The organism is Duodenibacillus massiliensis (assembly GCF_928721995.1).
GTDB classification, from domain to species: Bacteria; Pseudomonadota; Gammaproteobacteria; order Burkholderiales; family Burkholderiaceae_F; genus Duodenibacillus; species Duodenibacillus massiliensis.
On sequence record NZ_OV788642.1, the window covers coordinates 1,994,936 to 2,010,467 of the forward strand.

Sequence of the window (15,532 nt, forward strand, 5' to 3'; positions counted from 1 at the left end):
CTTTTGTAAAAGATGTATCGGACCCTGCCGGGCAGGGCCTCTCCCTGTTTTCGCTTTATCCTACCGAAATCCTGCAGAGACGGTATCGGGAAAAAGCTGCAGAACTGTTGCGGGATAGCGGCTGTGAGCTACTTAAATCGGCCTAGAAAATTCGGCTTATCCCGAAGAGAGGAAAGCGCGGCTGAAAGCTATAATTTGTCGATTTTACCGACGCTCGGGGAAGTGACCGTTTTACCGGGCGCCGCTGACGACTGACAGTTAAGATTTTTTCGTGCGGGAGACTATCTTGAGATCCATTCAAACCGATACACGCCCTCAGGCAGCGCTGGTGCTTGCCGACGGTACGGTATTTCGCGGCCGCAGCCTGGGTGCCGCGGGCACCGTGACGGCCGAAGTGGTGTTTAACACCTCGATGACGGGGTATCAGGAAATACTCACGGATCCGAGCTACACCGGCCAGATTGTGACGCTTACCTATCCGCATATCGGTAACGTGGGCGTGAACCCCTCTGACGAAGAAAGCGCCCGTGTGGCCGCCGCGGGCCTTATCGTGCGCTGCGCTTCCCCCGTTGTGAGTAACTTCCGTGCGACCGACGACTTGTCTTCCTACCTCAAAAAGGCCGGGACGGTTGCGGTAAGCGACATCGATACCCGCGCTCTGGTGCGGCGCCTGAGAACGTTCGGCGCACAGGCGGGCTGCCTTGTGGCCGCAAAGGAAGGAGCTTTAACCGACGCCGACATTGAAGCGGCCAAAAAGGCGGCTGCCTCCTGGGGCTCGATGGTGGGGCGCGATCTCGCGGCAGAAGTCTCCACGAAGACGACGTACGAATGGAAGGAAGGCCTCTGGGGCCTTAAGGCCGCTGACGGCGAGCCCGGCTTTAATAAGCCCGAAACCTTTAAGTACAAGGTTGTTGCCTACGACTTCGGCATCAAGCGCAACATTTTGCGCGAGATGGCCGAGCGCGGCATGGAAGTGACCGTGGTGCCCGCGACCACGCCCGTGTCTGAGGTTCTCGCGATGAATCCGGACGGCGTCTTCCTCTCCAACGGGCCCGGTGACCCCGAGCCCTGCACCTACGCCATCGAAACGGCGCGCGTGTGCCTTGAAAAGAAGATCCCCCTCTTCGGTATCTGCCTCGGGCATCAGATCATGGGCCTTGCCTGCGGCGGTAAGACCCTCAAGATGAAATTCGGCCACCACGGCGGCAACCACCCGGTGGTGGATCTCAAGACTAAGCGCGTCTACATCACGAGCCAGAACCACGGGTTTGCGGTGGATGCGGCGACGCTTCCGGAAGGGGTTGAGGCAAGCCACAAGAGCCTTTTTGACGGGTCGCTGCAGGGGTTGCGGTTTGTCGACGCCCCGGCAATCAGCTTTCAGGGTCACCCTGAAGCAAGCCCCGGTCCGCACGATATTGCCCCCTTGTTTGACCGCTTTGCCGAACTCATGCGGAGCCGCCGCTGATGACGGGCGCTGACGTAGTCCTTGCGGACTTGACTGAAGCCAGACAGGCCCTTGACGCCCTGATCGCCGACAAAGCGATGCTGGAGGCAGTGGCTGCGGCCGGACACCTGATTGCTCAAAGCCAGAAGGCGGGCGGTACGGTGATGAGCTGCGGCAACGGCGGAAGTCTCTGCGACGCCATGCACTTTGCCGAGGAGATGACGGGGCGCTACCGCCAAAACCGCCGTCCCTACCGCGCGCAGGCGATCGCAGACGCCTCGCACCTTGCCTGTGTCGCAAACGACTTCGGCTACGAAGACGTCTTTTCCCGCTGGGTTGAGGCTTTCGGCAAGCCCGGCGATGTGCTTTTGGCGATCACGACCTCAGGCACGAGCAAAAACGTCGTCAAGGCCGCGCGTACGGCGCGCGAAAAGGGTGTCAAGGTGATTGCCCTTACAGGGAAAGCCGGCTCAGAAATCACGAAACTGGCCGACATCGCGGTCGTCACCCCGGGCGGCGCCTGGGCCGACCGCGTGCAGGAACTGCACATTAAAGTTATTCATATTCTGATTGAGCTCGTTGAGCGTGAGCTTGATCCCAAAAATTATCAGACGGGTAGTGAACATGCCTAAACGTACCGACATTAAATCCATCATGATTCTCGGGGCCGGTCCGATTGTGATCGGCCAAGCCTGCGAATTTGACTATTCCGGCGCACAGGCGTGTAAGGCGCTCCGGGAAGAGGGTTACCGCGTGATTCTGGTGAACTCCAACCCCGCCACCATCATGACCGACCCGGATACGGCGGACGCCACTTATATCGAACCCTTAAACGTGAAGGTGGTGGAGCGCATCATCGCGCGCGAAAAACCGGACGCCATTCTCCCCACGATGGGCGGGCAGACGGCCTTAAACCTCGCGATGGAATTGGACGAAAAGGGTATTCTTAAAAAGTACGATGTGGAACTCATCGGCGCTTCGCCCGAAGCGATCGATAAGGCCGAAGACCGTCAGCGCTTTAAGGAAGCGATGACCCGCATCGGGCTTGAGTCCGCGCGCTCGGGGATTGCCTACAACATGTCGGAGGCGCTGGCTGTTCAGCAGCGCGTGGGCTTTCCCGCGGTGATCCGCCCGTCCTTTACGCTCGGCGGCTCCGGCGGCGGCATTGCCTACAACATGCAGGAATTCGTGGAAATCTGCGAGCGTGGTCTCGCGCTTTCCCCGACGCACGAACTTCTCATTGAAGAGTCGCTTCTCGGGTGGAAAGAGTACGAGATGGAAGTCGTGCGCGATAAGGCGGATAACTGCATCATCGTCTGCTCCATCGAAAACTTCGACCCCATGGGCATTCATACGGGTGACTCGATTACGGTGGCTCCGGCGCAGACCCTCACGGACCGCGAGTACCAGATCATGCGTGACGCGTCGATTGCGGTGCTGCGTGAAATCGGTGTGGATACGGGCGGCAGCAACGTGCAGTTTGCCGTGAACCCCAAAAACGGGCGTCTGATTGTCATCGAAATGAATCCGCGTGTCTCGCGCTCCTCGGCCCTGGCCTCCAAGGCAACGGGGTTCCCGATTGCCAAGGTCGCTGCCAAACTTGCGGTGGGCTACACGCTTGACGAACTCAAAAACGACATCACCGGGGGCGCTACGCCCGCGTCCTTTGAGCCGACGATTGACTACGTTGTCACCAAGGTCCCGCGTTTTGCCTTTGAGAAGTTCCCGCAGGCCGATGACCGTCTCACCACGCAGATGAAGTCCGTGGGTGAAGTGATGGCGATCGGGTCGTCCTTCCAGGAGTCGCTCCAGAAGGCGTTGCGCGGTCTTGAAACCGGTAAGGACGGTTTGACGCCCTTGTCCACGGACCGCGAAGAAATCATTCACGAAATCAGCGAAGCCGGTCCGGAACGCATTTTCTATGTGGCTGACGCCATGCGTCTGGGGCTTACCAACGACGAAATCCATGAGATGACGTCGATTGATCCCTGGTTCCTCGCGCAGATGAGAGAGCTTATTGACATCGAAAAGCGCGTGGAAGGCGTAAATCTTGCCGATATCAGCCGCGAAGATCTGTTCTTTTTAAAGCAGAAGGGCTTTTCCGACAAGCGCCTTGCCAAACTCACGGGGTGCCATGAAGACGACGTCCGTAACCGCCGTCATGCCCTCAATATCCGCCCGGTTTATAAGCGCGTGGATACCTGCGCCGCGGAATTTGAAACGAAGACCGCGTACATGTATTCGACCTACCAGACGGAAGACGAATCGCAGCCCTCGGATAAAAAGAAGATCGTCGTTTTGGGCGGCGGCCCCAACCGAATCGGTCAGGGTATCGAATTTGACTACTGCTGCGTGCATGCGGCGCTTGCGATGCGCGAAGACGGTTACGAAACGATTATGGTGAACTGCAACCCCGAGACCGTTTCGACCGACTACGACACCTCCGACCGCCTCTACTTTGAACCGGTCACGCTTGAAGACGTTCTGGAAATCTGCCACAGCGAAAAACCCGCGGGCGTGATTGTTCAGTACGGCGGGCAGACGCCCTTGAAAATCTGCCGGGCTCTGGAAAAAGAGGGGGTGCCCATCATCGGTACGTCAACGGATGCGATTGACTGCGCCGAAGACCGTGAACGCTTCCAGAAGCTCATCAATGAATTGGGCCTTCGTCAGCCGCCCAACCGCACGGCGCACACCGAAGAAGCGGCTCTGAAACTTGCCGAAGAAATCGGCTACCCGATCGTGGTGCGTCCGAGCTACGTTCTGGGCGGCCGCGCCATGGATATCGTGCATAACAGTAAGGAACTGATGCGCTACATGCACGAAGCCATTGTGGTGAGCGAAGACAGCCCGGTGCTTTTGGATCACTTCTTGGACGACGCCGTTGAAATGGACGTTGATGCGGTAAGTGACGGCAAGGAAGTGAAAATCGGCGGACTCATGCAGCACGTGGAAGCCGCGGGTGTGCATTCCGGTGACTCGGCCTGCTCGCTGCCCCCGTACAGCCTTCGTGAAGACATCCTTCAGGAAGTGCGCCGCCAGACGGTGGTGATGGCAAAGGCTTTGGGTGTTGTGGGCCTTATGAACGTGCAGTTTGCGGTGAAAAATGCCGTCACTGAAAATCCCTTGATTTACGTTTTGGAAGTCAATCCCCGCGCCAGCCGCACGGTGCCCTTTGTCTCGAAGGCCACGGGCGTGCCGCTTGCAAAGATCGCCGCGCGCTGCATGGTGGGGGATTCCCTTGAAAAGCAGGGCGTGAAGGTTGAGGTCAAACCCAGCTACGTCTGCGTGAAGGAAGCCGTCTTCCCCTTTGCGAAGTTCCTGGGTGTTGACCCGGTTCTCGGCCCGGAAATGCGCTCCACGGGCGAAGTGATGGGCGTGGGCCGCACCTTCGGCGAAGCGCTCTTTAAGAGCCAGTTGGGGGCGGGCAACATGCTGCCTCCGGCGGGCGCCACGGTCTTTATTTCCGTGCGTGACGAAGATAAGCCGCGCGCGATTGTCGTGGCCGCGGAATTGGCGGACGCAGGCTACAAGCTCGTTGCCACCCGCGGCACCGGTGCTGCGCTTGCCAAAGCCGGCATCGACTGCAAGGTTGTGAATAAGGTGAGCGACGGCCGTCCGAACGTTTTGGACAAGATCAAGAACCACGAGATTCAGCTTGTGATCACCACGAGCAACGAATCGCGCGGCGAGATCAGCGACGCGCGCGCAATCCGCATGGCGGCGCTTGCAAACCGCGTCACGTACTTTACGACGATCGCCGGGGGCCGCGCAGCCGTTGAGGGCATCAAGCACCTTGAGGACGCGCAGGTCTATTCGCTGCAGGAGATGCATGCCGCGGCCGAGTAAAATGGCGGGCTTGCTGTTGGGAATTTATTGGAAGTAAGTAGCAATGGATAAACGTATTCCGATTACCGTGGCCGGGGCCGAGAAGCTTCGCCGCGAGCTCGATGAGTTAAAGCGCGTCAAGCGCCCCGCCGTCGTGCAGGCAATTGCCGAAGCACGCGAAAAGGGCGACTTGTCTGAAAACGCCGAATACGATGCGGCCAAGGAAATGCAGGGCCACATCGAAGGGCGTATTGCCGAACTCGAAGGGAAGATCCCGATGCTGCAGATCATCGATCCGAAGACGCTGCAGGCCGGGGAGCGCATCGTCTTTGGTGCGACCGTGGAGCTTGAAGACGAGGATTCCGGCAACACGAAGTCCTACCAGATCGTGGGAGACGATGAGGCTGACATCAAGGAAAACCGCATTTCGATCTCAAGTCCCCTCGCGCGCAGCCTTATCGGCAAGTTCGAGGGCGATGAGGTGACGTGCCCGGCCCCCAAGGGTCTCATTCACTACGCGATTATTTCCGTGAAGTACGTCTGACGTTTCTGAGCGGATTAACGCCAAAGGAGCCTGTACCGGGATGCGCATTTAAGGCAGTTTCCGGGCAGGCTTTTTTATTGGCTGGGTCTTTGTCATTTTTCTGTCATATTCGGTGCGCACGATGCGCTTAACTTAAATTTGAAGTTTGAGCTATGCCGGAACGCGTTTTGGTTGTGGAAGATGAGCCCGCCATTCGGGAACTCATCGGATTTGCTTGTGAAACCGCAGGCTTTCAGGTTTTTCGTGCGGGAACCGTAAAGGAAGCACAGTCTTTGCTTGCCGCGGATCACGCCGACCTTATCCTGCTTGACTGGATGCTGCCGGACCTCTCGGGCCTGCAGTGGCTTGAGCAACTGCGGCGCGATGAGAAAACCCAGGGGCTACCCGTCATCATGCTCACCGCGCGCGGCACGGAAAGCGACAAGGTGGCGGGGCTGGAGGCCGGCGCAGACGACTATATCGTCAAACCCTTCTCTCCGCGCGAATTAATTGCCCGCATGCGGGCGGTTCTGCGCCGCGGGCACAGTGAAGCCGAAAAGAACATCGTCTGCGGGCCGCTCACGATGAATGAAGCGCGCTTCAGCTGTAAGGTTAACGGCAATGAAGTGCGCTTGGGCGTGATTGAATTCAAGATGCTGTTGGTGCTCGCCGCCAACCCCGGGCGCGTTTACTCCCGCGCGCAGCTTTTGGAGCGTGTGTGGGACGATGCCGACGGCTTTGATGAGCGCACGGTGGACGTGCATATTCTGAGACTCAGAAAGCAGCTTGCGGCAACGGACGCCAAAAACATTGTGGAAACGGTGCGCGGGCTTGGGTACCGCGCGGTGGAATCGGCAGCGTAAAAACCTTCGGGGACTTTGGCGATGAAACGGATCCAACTCATGGGGCCGGTCTTTTTCCGGCTCATTCTCATCATTGTGCTGGGCCTTGCGTGTGCGGGGCTTACCAACCCCTACTGGGGCATGGGCGTGGTGATTCTGGGATTTTTTGCCGAAATCCTGATGCACTTAAATTACATCGCGCGGCTGGCGCACTGGCTCGATGACTCGGTGTCGGTGACGCGCGCGGACGCGGCCGAAGTGCCCGATGCCGCAATGGGCCTTTGGGCCGACATTTTTGCGCGGGTTTATAAAACCCGCCGGGCCTTTGATAAAAACGCACGACGCCTGGAAGAGCGTGAAGCGCGCTACAAAAAAACGCTCGGAGCGCTTCCGGAAGGCATCCTTCTTTTAAAGCGCGACTGGGTGCTTTCCTGGTGTAACGCCAACGCCGAAGCGATTTTCGGCGTGAGCGGTGAAAACGATGTGGGGCGGCACGTCTTTGCGCTTGTGCCTGATGAGACACTCGTGGCGTACCTTAAGGCCGGACACTATGAGACGCCCTTGATCTGGCCCAAGGTGGGGACGGATAAAACCTACGAAATCCGCGTGGTCGTTGCCGACCGCAAAAACGCCCTTTTAATTGCGCGGGATGTGACGGAACAGGAAAAGCTCGATGCCATGCGGCGCGACTTTGTCGCGAACGTCTCGCACGAATTGAGAACCCCTCTCACGGTCCTTAACGGCTTTCTTGATATGGCGGTAAGCGGCGTCTCGGGTAAAGCCGAACTGCAGCCGCAGCACTTGGAACTCATGCGTGAGCAGGCGCTCAGGATGCAGCGCTTAATCGACGATCTTCTGACGCTTTCGCGCCTTGAGAGCGGCTCTACGGACAAAAAGAGCGAAACCGTGGCCCTGCATGAGTTGGTCTCAACGGTCACGGAAGAGATGCAGGTCGTCGCGAAAAACCGCCATACGGTGGATTGCTCGGTGGTGCCGGTGTGGCTTAACGGGTATTCCGATGAAATCCGCAGCGTGGTCGTCAACCTCATGACAAACGCCGTGCGCTATACGCCGCCGGGCGGCCATATCCACGCAACGGTTGCCGTAACGCCCGAAGGGCAGGCTGTGGTGAGCGTCTCAGATAACGGTATTGGCATTGACAAGAAGGATCTGCCGCGTCTTACGGAACGCTTTTACCGCGTGGATAAGTCGCGCTCGCGAAACACCGGGGGTACGGGCCTCGGACTTGCGATCGTAAAGCACGTGCTCCTTCACCACAACGCACAGATGATAATTGAAAGTGAGCTTGGGAAGGGCTCCACCTTTACCGTGGTGTTTCCCGCTGAGCGCGTAAGCACCAAGGCGGCAGCCGACGTGATCGACGTGGCGGCTAAAGAAAAAGCGCCGGCCGCAGCTGCCAGCGCTTCGTGACTAGATTCTGTCGTAGCGGCAGAAGGTCAACATCGGGGTCGTGTCCGTTGCGGGAACTTCCCGTAAAACCGTTTTTTTCCATTCGGACGCGGGCAGTTCCGGAAAGGTCGTGTCACCCGCACATTCCGCCGCAATTTCGGTGACCCAGCAGGTCTGCGCGAGGGGGAGCGCTGCGCGGTAAATCTGACCGCCCCCGATCACAAAGACTTTGGCTTCGTTTTGAGCGGCCTTTAAGGCGTCAGCAAGCGACGGTACGGTAAGGGCTCCGTCGTAGTGCGTTGCTGCATTGCGGCTTATCACAATGTTGGTGCGCCCCGGGAGGTTGCGCCCGATGCTTTCGCGCGTTTTACGGCCCATGATGACCGCAGCGCCCATCGTCACCGTCTTAAAGTGCCTGAGGTCTTCCGGAATATGCCAGGGCATGGTGCCGGCGTTTCCGATGACGCCGTTTGCGGCACGGGCCACAATCATTTCCAAGGGTGCGGACATTCGGGCGTCTCCTTAAACGGCAATCGGGGCTTTAATCGTCGGGTACGGGTCGTAGCCCACGATCTCAAAGTCATCAAACTTGTAGTCAAAAAGCGAGGCCGGCCGGCGCTTAATCACTAGCTTCGGATAGGGGCGCGGCGTGCGGGAAAGCTGTTCTTTGACCTGCTCAAAGTGGTTGTTGTAGATGTGGCAGTCCCCGCCCGTCCAGATGAATTCCCCTGGCGTGAGGTCACACTGCTGCGCCATCATGCAGGTCAGAAGTGCGTAACTCGCGATGTTAAAGGGAACGCCCAGAAAAATGTCGCAGCTTCGCTGATAGAGTTGGCAGGAGAGTTTGCCGTCAGCCACATAAAACTGAAAGAGACAGTGACACGGCGGCAGCGCCATTTTGTCGATGTCTGCGACATTCCAGGCGCACACAATGATGCGTCGGCTGTCGGGGTTGTGCTGAATGAGATCCAGGGCCTGCGAGATCTGGTCGATCTTCTCTCCGTCCGGAGCGGGCCAGCTTCGCCACTGCACGCCGTAGATGGGCCCGAGGTTGCCGTCTTTGTCGGCCCATTCGTCCCAGATCGTCACTTTGTTGTCGTGGAGGTACTTGACGTTGCTGTCACCGTTTAAAAACCACAAAAGCTCGTGAATGATCGAGCGCAGGTGAAGTTTCTTGGTGGTCACCAGCGGAAAACTCTCGGTCAGGTCAAACCGCATCTGGTAGCCGAAGACCGAGCGGGTGCCCACGCCCGTGCGGTCGGTCTTTTGCGTGCCCGTTTCGAAAACGTGCCGTAAAAGGGTTTCGTACTGATTGCTTACAGGCGTCATCTTCGGGCTCCAAACAGGTTGAAAAAACGACCGGTACGCTTGGGGCGTACCGGAGGGAAAATCTTGAAGGAGAGTCTAACAGCTCTCGGCGGTCACAGAATCAGAGGTTCAGAATCTTAAAGAAGAGGATCGTGAGGTGATAGAAAGCGGGCGCGGCAAAAGTGAGCGGCGCAAAGCGCTCGAGAATCCCGCGGCCGATGTAGAGTTCCCCTTCCCAGCTACGTGAGCCGAGACTGCGCTTCACCGAATTGATGACGATGTCGCCCATGGCGCCAGCTAAAACAATCGCAAGCGAATAAAGCGCCGCCTGCCAGAGACGGAAGGGGGTGAGCCAGTAAAGCGCAACGCCCACCAAAAGCCCCAAAAAGCACCCGAGCGACATGCCCTTCACCGTCTTATTGGGGTTCATTCTCAGGGGCTTGCCGCCCAGTGCGGAACTCGCAATCACCGAGAAAAGATCCGCTGAGAAGATGACCAGCAGGAAAAAGAGAAGCATCAGGGGTCCGGAAGACCCGTAGCGCGTCATGTCAAGCGTCGCAATCGCGGGCGCATGGCTCACGCAGAACACGCAGATCATCACGCCCCACTGGACCTTGGCGACACGCTCAAGATACCGGTCCGTGTCGTGGCTTAAGGCTGCAATCACCGGCAACAGCAAGAAGAGATAGACCGGAATAAAAAGCGTAAAGACCGCCGAGAGGTCTAAGTACACAAGGAGGTACTGAATGGGGATCGCGAGATAAAACGCCACCACCAGCACCCAGTGGTCCGTGTGCTTAATGGGGGTGAGCGCAATAAATTCGCGCAGCAGGAAAAAGGAAAAGACCGCAAAGAGAATCGTGAGCGTTCCCTGTCCGAACCACCAGGCAATCGCAAAAATCGCGATAAGCCACCAGCCCATGCGGGTGCGGGCGTTCACAACCGCCAGGCGCTGTACGGCCTCGGGGCTCTTTGCGCGTCCCTGTGCCCAGAGACCGTAAATGGTGCCTGCGCCCATCAGAATGATGAGCGAGGCGAGAATGATGAGGTAGCCTGACTGCAGGCTGATTCCGAGTCGCATCATGATGATTGGGCCAGATCGATAACGGCCTGACGGGCCTTGGTTAAAAACTCTTCCTTGGGTTCGTCCGGGGAGTGTTCCAGCGGCGCCCCGAACCGGATCGAGCAGATCGTCGGAACCGGGATCAAAACCCCCTTGGGCATCGCGCGGTAGAGGTTTTCGATATAAACCGGGATGAGTTCCACGTCCGGAAAGTCGCGCATCAGACGCCACAGGCCGCTTTTAAATTCACTCGGCAGCGGCTGCGGACGACGGGTGCCTTCCGGGAAAATGATGAGGGAGTCGCCCGCGGCCAGGGCTTCCTTCAGAGGCTTTAACGGATCGCTGCGGTCAGCGCCCTTGCGGTCAATCAAAACGACGTTTAATTCCTTCATCGCAAGGCGTTTACGGAAGAGCCCATGATCCCAGTAGTCCTTTGCAGCGACCGGGCGCGTGACGCGCCGCAGTAACCCGGGCAGCGCTGTCCAGATGACAACGGTGTCGAGGTGGCTTGTGTGGTTGGCAAAGTAAATCCTCTGCTTGTGCGAGGGGTTGCAGCCCATCCACTGCGGGTAGGCGCCGACCAAAAGCCGCGTGAGCCAGACAATCGGCGTCATCAACTGAAATTTGAACAAAACGTCACCCTGGTCTTAAAAGAAATACAGTATCCGCCATTTTAAATCGGGAATGTGACAAAGCCTTGTGCTGTCGGTAAGGCGGTGTTGCATAAGGTCGACACAAAAGGGGAGGGCGCAGGCGGACCGGTTTCGGCGTTTTTTTGAGAAACCATGCAGTGAAGACACTGCTGCGGGATAATCGAAAGTGCCGGAATACAGCGGCTTTTGAAGCGCAGCTTCGACCGTCCGTTAATGGTTAACGGGCAACTTGTTCCATTTTGGAACAAGTTCGGATGGAGGCGACAGATGAATGTTTGGCTGGCTACGCTTTGGGTTGGGATGTTGGCGCCTTCGGTCCTCATCTGCGTTCGTGAGAAGCCGGGGTTCGGTGTTCGGGCACAGGTCTGCTGCCCGTGAGTCGGGGACTGTCATTTCTCCGCCGCTTCAAGCGTTTTCGAGGCCGCCGACTTCTTTTCAATCGTTGGGTTGTCAAAAGAGCCCTGCACCTTGTATTCGGTCGAAAAGATTTTGCTCAAGGGGTTTCTCAGTAAAAGCTGTGCCACGAGCGACCCGATCCCCGCGACGGGATTCACAACCGCAAGCGCAATCGAAGCGCCCGCGGCATTGATGTCGGGGAGCACCAGCACGTCGTAGTCAATCGTACGCGTGTTGAAGTCAGCCTTGCCCGAGGAAATGATTGAGGCATGACTGCCGATCACCTTGGTGCCGTCGGTGTAGGCAACACCTTTAACGACCTTGGATTCACTTGTCAGGGTGTCAAAGGAAAAGCCGTTTTGCACGAGGTCGCTGAAATCAAGCTGCAGGCGCTTTAATAGGGACTGCATGGAAAGAAGCGACAGCACTGCACCCCCGACGCCCGTGTTGACCTGCTGGAAAGAGCCGTTTGCAAGCGACACCTTCACCGGGCCCTCAATGGTGGAGACAACCGGCGACCAGGGCGTGCCGTCCCAAGTAAGCGAGACGCTCGCTTCCCCGTTCCCCTTCTGCAGCACGTTGGGGTAGCCGAGTTCGGTAAGAAGCACGCCCGCGTCATGGACCTTGAGGTCGGCGTGCAGCGAATGCGTGTTCTTGCCGCCTTTTTCGTGCCATTCGCCTTGCCCCGTGAGGGTGCCGCCGCTGTTGGCGATTGTGAGTGACGACAGCCTCCAGACGCGCTCACCGTCGGCTTTTTTCTCAATGTTGGCCTTTACCGAGGCTTTCCCTAGAATCATCTCGCCATAACGGAGGTCTTCAACGTCTATGTCAGCTTCCGGCATCAGGCGGCGTCCGTTACCGGTGAGAATGGTCTGAATACCTGACCTGTCATAGGCGGGCAGGTGCAGTTTTTTAAAGTCGGCATGAAGCCGGCCGGCCCCTTCGGTGTCAATCGTGACGGTGCCGTCGGCGTTCGTGCCACCCACGCGGACACGCCATTCACTCCCGCTCATAAGGTCGGCGCGCGCTTCAACAGCGCCGAGATTCATGCCGGAATATTTCAGTTCCTCAAGGTCAACGGACACGCGCTCAAGCGTTGCGCCGCCCTCGGTGTCGCCGGTCACGGCGAGTTTCTTCGCCGCAGCAATCAAGGCTTCACCCGCAGTCTGCCAGCGGTCGGCATCGAGTGTCTTCCCGGTAATTTCCAGCGTAAAGCCCGAGCGGGGCAGATAGGTTCTGCGGCCCACGGCAAAACTGCCCCGGGGGCTCACGCGAGAGCCCTCAGCCGGGACTTCAACAATGCCTGAGAAGCGGTTTCTCGCAACGTTGACGGCAATTCGGTGGCGGGCCGTTTTGCCGCTTCCGGCGTTGGAAAACGCAAAGGTCAGGGGCCAGACGCTCCCAGCGCTTTTATTTAAGGGCGAGGGGAGGTCGGTTGAAACGCCTTTTAAGTCCGACTGCACGGACACGGAGACGCCGGTTGCGGGAGAGATACTGACCGCACCCACGTAACTTGTTTCGCCTTTTACGTGGGTGAGCGCCTCAGCAAGAATCGGGTTATTGTTGAAGTAGCTGACGGACCGGGGTTGAGCAAGCCCTGAAAACGCCAGGGAAATGGTGCCGTCTTCTTCGGTGTGCATGTTGAGCGTTGCATCGCGCGAGAAGGCCTTCGCGGTCACGCGTTCAGCCCAGGCGCCTTTTTCGGTAAAGGTGACGCGTCCGGTGAGGTCGGTCACCGGCGGCACGGGCCAGGGCATGGCAAGAACGTTTTCTTCCAGCGTCACGATTCCCTTCACCTTGGTGTCGCGGGCGTGCAGAAGCGGAATGTCGAGGGTGAGTTCAAGGGCAGCCGTGCCGCTACCTTGACTGCCCTCAAAGCTGTCCTTCAAGTAACCGCGGACGGGGCTGGCGGACACATAACCCAACATGGCGCCGAGATCGGCTTTGGCATGGCCCCGCACTTCAAGAAGGACATCGTTTCCCGCTGCGAGATCCGGAATGCGGGCCGTGGCGTGTTCAATCGGCACGCCCATTGTGCGGGAGGCGTCCGCCACAACCGTCATCGAAGCGCCCTCAAAGCGGATGGTGCCCTGAATGTCCGACAAAATCGGCCACTCCGATCCCGTTTCAAACCGGCCGTCGGCGGTCTTCACGTAATTGGGCACGTAGTCAACGGCCCCGTTTTCCACGTTGCCTTCAATGAGAAACTTTCCCTTGGTTCCGGGCGCCGTCCACGGGTAGTCGTTTAAGGCACCGGTGAGTTCCCATTTCCCATTTTTCGCGGTCCCCCCCACAAGGCCTGCCTGCAGCCACTTCGCGGTAGCCTCTCCCACCGCCAGCGGCATATAACGCCAGGCGCGCTCAGCCTTCATGCGCTCAATCGTCCCTGAAAGCGCCGCGGTGCCCGCTTCCCCTGTGTCGTGCCAGGTGCCCGAAGCCGTGACCGCGAGGTCCGCATTTTCTGCCCGCACGTCTTTAAGCGTGAGTTCAAAGGGCAAGGGCGTGCCCGAGGTCCCCGCGGTGTCGGCGCCTCGCCAGCTCACGGTCCCCGTGAGTTTGTCAAACTCAAAGACCGGATCGGCGTAAACGCCCGGCAGAACCAGACGGGGGTTGGTGCTCGTAAGCCGCATCTCGCCCCCTTTCTGCGAAATGTCGGCCTGCCCCGAGATGCGGGAAAACCCGAAGCCCACCCCCTCTTTTTTCTTGCCGCCGGGGCCGTAAAGGCCCGAGGCAATCCGCAGGTTTTCAAAGTGTGTGGAAAAGCGCCAGTCGTGGGGATTATCCAAGGGCCCGTCCCAGGCAATGACGGACTGCGTCAGGTGCCCCGAGGGGCGGTGCTTGATAATAAGTTGCGCCAGGGGACGCGGTACCGGCAGGCGCGGCAGCATCTGCAGCAGGGGTTCAAGCTCAATGACGGACGCCGCCACCGTGACGCGTTCGGTATTGATGCCGTCCGCGGTAAGGGCAATCGTGGCCTCAAGGTCCGTGGGACCGATGCGGCGCCTGAAGGCGTTGGTGTAGGTAAGGTTTGCGGCCTTTACTGTGAGGTCTTTGCCGTCGTAGGACTGCGTAAGGCGCGCTGAGAGGTCATCAATCACCATGGGTTGAAGCTGCGGCGCAAATTTAAGCCGCGCGCGGGAGACGCCGACGTCAGCGGTGGCGGAGGTGAGTTTGCCTTCATCAAGCCCCACCCAAAGCCGCAGGCTTCCCGTGCCTTCCTCCACGACGGGCGCTAAAAGCGTACCGCGCGCAAAACGCGCAAAGTCAAAGTTGGGGGTGGCGGCGTAGGCCTCGCCCTTCCACGTTCGCCAGTCGGCCGACGGACTGAAAAGTGACGTTTCAAACCGGGCACGGATGTCCACCGGATTTTTGGCGTTGGTTTCCTGCACGGCCTGCGCGCCGAAAATCCATTCGGTAAGCCTTCGCTCAAAGGTGAGGTTTAAGTCCGTGAAGCGGCTCTCCGCCGGCGTGTCGTTTGTGAGGTCAATAAGCCGCAGGGTGGAGTCGGAAATGTTGATGCGCCGCTGCTTTAAAAGCCAGGCAATGACGGGGTTCTCACGGTCCTTTTCGGTCTTCTCACCCGCGGCAAGGTCAAAGCCGAAGCCTCCGACCTCGTAGGCGGATTTTCCGGTGCGCCGTACCGTGAGATCGACGTTTTTTACCGACAGGTTGTAAAAAGCAGGGGTTCCGAAAACGCTGTACCAGTAAAGCGTGGCGTTGACTTCCCCGATTTCAAGCACTTCGTCTTTGTCATGCCGGGCGTCGGCCTTCTTTAAAAGGACGTCCTCAAGGTGCAGCTGCGGCCAGAATTTTTCCCAGCTCGGCTCCACCACGCCGATCGTGACTTCAGTGCCCGTGGCGTCACCGATTGCGCGTGCAATGTCGTCCTTAAAGTCCGCCACATGCGGCAGCAGATACCAGCGGGTGGTGAGAATAAGGGCCGCGAGAAGAAAGTACGCAGCCACCAGCGACCAAACCGTGAGCACAACAATGCCGCGGATGCGCGGGTGCCTTAACCAGGCCCTCAGGCGCAAAGGCAGCAGTTTTCCGATCGATGGCATAGGG

Annotated in this window: 11 protein-coding genes; 6 read left to right on the forward strand and 5 right to left on the reverse strand. The window is 58.5% G+C overall.

The window, feature by feature from the left end; translation table 11 throughout:
- Window positions 1-286 precede the first annotated feature (286 nt).
- From carA to phoR, 6 genes are all read left to right on the forward strand, one after another.
- A complete protein-coding gene (carA, locus tag NXF97_RS09205) occupies window positions 287-1,465 on the forward strand; it encodes a glutamine-hydrolyzing carbamoyl-phosphate synthase small subunit (protein ID WP_074009081.1) in 1,179 nt (392 codons plus the stop codon).
- On the forward strand, window positions 1,465-2,076 hold the full coding sequence (gmhA, locus tag NXF97_RS09210; protein ID WP_022373388.1) for a D-sedoheptulose 7-phosphate isomerase: 612 nt from the start codon (window positions 1,465-1,467) through the stop codon (window positions 2,074-2,076). Before carA ends, gmhA begins: the two co-directional genes overlap by 1 nt.
- Window positions 2,069-5,293, forward strand: a complete 3,225-nt coding sequence (gene carB, locus NXF97_RS09215; RefSeq protein WP_022373387.1) for a carbamoyl-phosphate synthase large subunit — start codon at window positions 2,069-2,071, stop codon at window positions 5,291-5,293. The genes gmhA and carB overlap by 8 nt, the downstream gene beginning before the upstream one ends.
- A gap of 43 nt (window positions 5,294-5,336) precedes the next feature.
- Complete coding sequence (gene greA / locus NXF97_RS09220) at window positions 5,337-5,816, forward strand: transcription elongation factor GreA (RefSeq protein WP_022373386.1); 480 nt, start codon at window positions 5,337-5,339, stop codon at window positions 5,814-5,816.
- A 152-nt stretch (window positions 5,817-5,968) separates the two neighbouring features.
- A complete protein-coding gene (locus NXF97_RS09225) occupies window positions 5,969-6,658 on the forward strand; it encodes a response regulator (RefSeq protein WP_022373385.1) in 690 nt (229 codons plus the stop codon).
- A 21-nt stretch (window positions 6,659-6,679) separates the two neighbouring features.
- On the forward strand, window positions 6,680-8,068 hold the full coding sequence (phoR, locus tag NXF97_RS09230) for a phosphate regulon sensor histidine kinase PhoR (protein ID WP_274955790.1): 1,389 nt from the start codon (window positions 6,680-6,682) through the stop codon (window positions 8,066-8,068).
- Here phoR and NXF97_RS09235 read toward each other — a convergent pair whose 3' ends face one another.
- From NXF97_RS09235 to NXF97_RS09255, 5 genes are all read right to left on the reverse strand, one after another.
- Window positions 8,069-8,557, reverse strand: a complete 489-nt coding sequence (locus NXF97_RS09235) for a dihydrofolate reductase (RefSeq protein ID WP_022373383.1) — start codon at window positions 8,555-8,557, stop codon at window positions 8,069-8,071. It abuts the gene before it with no gap.
- Between the two features lie 12 nt (window positions 8,558-8,569).
- Window positions 8,570-9,376, reverse strand: coding sequence for a thymidylate synthase (locus tag NXF97_RS09240; RefSeq protein WP_022373382.1), 807 nt, complete (start codon window positions 9,374-9,376; stop codon window positions 8,570-8,572).
- Between the two features lie 100 nt (window positions 9,377-9,476).
- On the reverse strand, window positions 9,477-10,439 hold the full coding sequence (locus tag NXF97_RS09245) for a phosphatidate cytidylyltransferase (protein WP_022373381.1): 963 nt from the start codon (window positions 10,437-10,439) through the stop codon (window positions 9,477-9,479).
- The gene (locus NXF97_RS09250; protein ID WP_022373380.1) at window positions 10,436-11,050 is read right to left on the reverse strand and encodes a lysophospholipid acyltransferase family protein; all 615 of its coding nucleotides are present in this window, start codon (window positions 11,048-11,050) and stop codon (window positions 10,436-10,438) included. Before NXF97_RS09250 ends, NXF97_RS09245 begins: the two co-directional genes overlap by 4 nt.
- 410 nt (window positions 11,051-11,460) lie before the next feature.
- Window positions 11,461-15,528 carry a YhdP family protein gene (locus NXF97_RS09255; protein ID WP_274955791.1) on the reverse strand — a complete coding sequence of 1,356 codons (4,068 nt, stop codon included), beginning with the start codon at window positions 15,526-15,528 and terminating at the stop codon, window positions 11,461-11,463.
- Window positions 15,529-15,532: the final 4 nt, after the last annotated feature.

What these genes read in the sequence shown, in the direction of transcription:
- gmhA (WP_022373388.1), top strand. Translation starts at nt 1,465, where the DNA reads ATGACGGGCGCTGACGTAGTCCTTGCGGACTTGACTGAAGCCAGACAG.
- carB (WP_022373387.1), top strand. Translation starts at nt 2,069, where the DNA reads ATGCCTAAACGTACCGACATTAAATCCATCATGATTCTCGGGGCCGGT.
- greA (WP_022373386.1), top strand. Translation starts at nt 5,337, where the DNA reads ATGGATAAACGTATTCCGATTACCGTGGCCGGGGCCGAGAAGCTTCGC.
- NXF97_RS09225 (WP_022373385.1), top strand. Translation starts at nt 5,969, where the DNA reads ATGCCGGAACGCGTTTTGGTTGTGGAAGATGAGCCCGCCATTCGGGAA.
- phoR (WP_274955790.1), top strand. Translation starts at nt 6,680, where the DNA reads ATGAAACGGATCCAACTCATGGGGCCGGTCTTTTTCCGGCTCATTCTC.
- NXF97_RS09235 (WP_022373383.1), bottom strand. Translation starts at nt 8,557, where the DNA reads ATGTCCGCACCCTTGGAAATGATTGTGGCCCGTGCCGCAAACGGCGTC.
- NXF97_RS09240 (WP_022373382.1), bottom strand. Translation starts at nt 9,376, where the DNA reads ATGACGCCTGTAAGCAATCAGTACGAAACCCTTTTACGGCACGTTTTC.
- NXF97_RS09245 (WP_022373381.1), bottom strand. Translation starts at nt 10,439, where the DNA reads ATGATGCGACTCGGAATCAGCCTGCAGTCAGGCTACCTCATCATTCTC.
- NXF97_RS09255 (WP_274955791.1), bottom strand. Translation starts at nt 15,528, where the DNA reads ATGCCATCGATCGGAAAACTGCTGCCTTTGCGCCTGAGGGCCTGGTTA.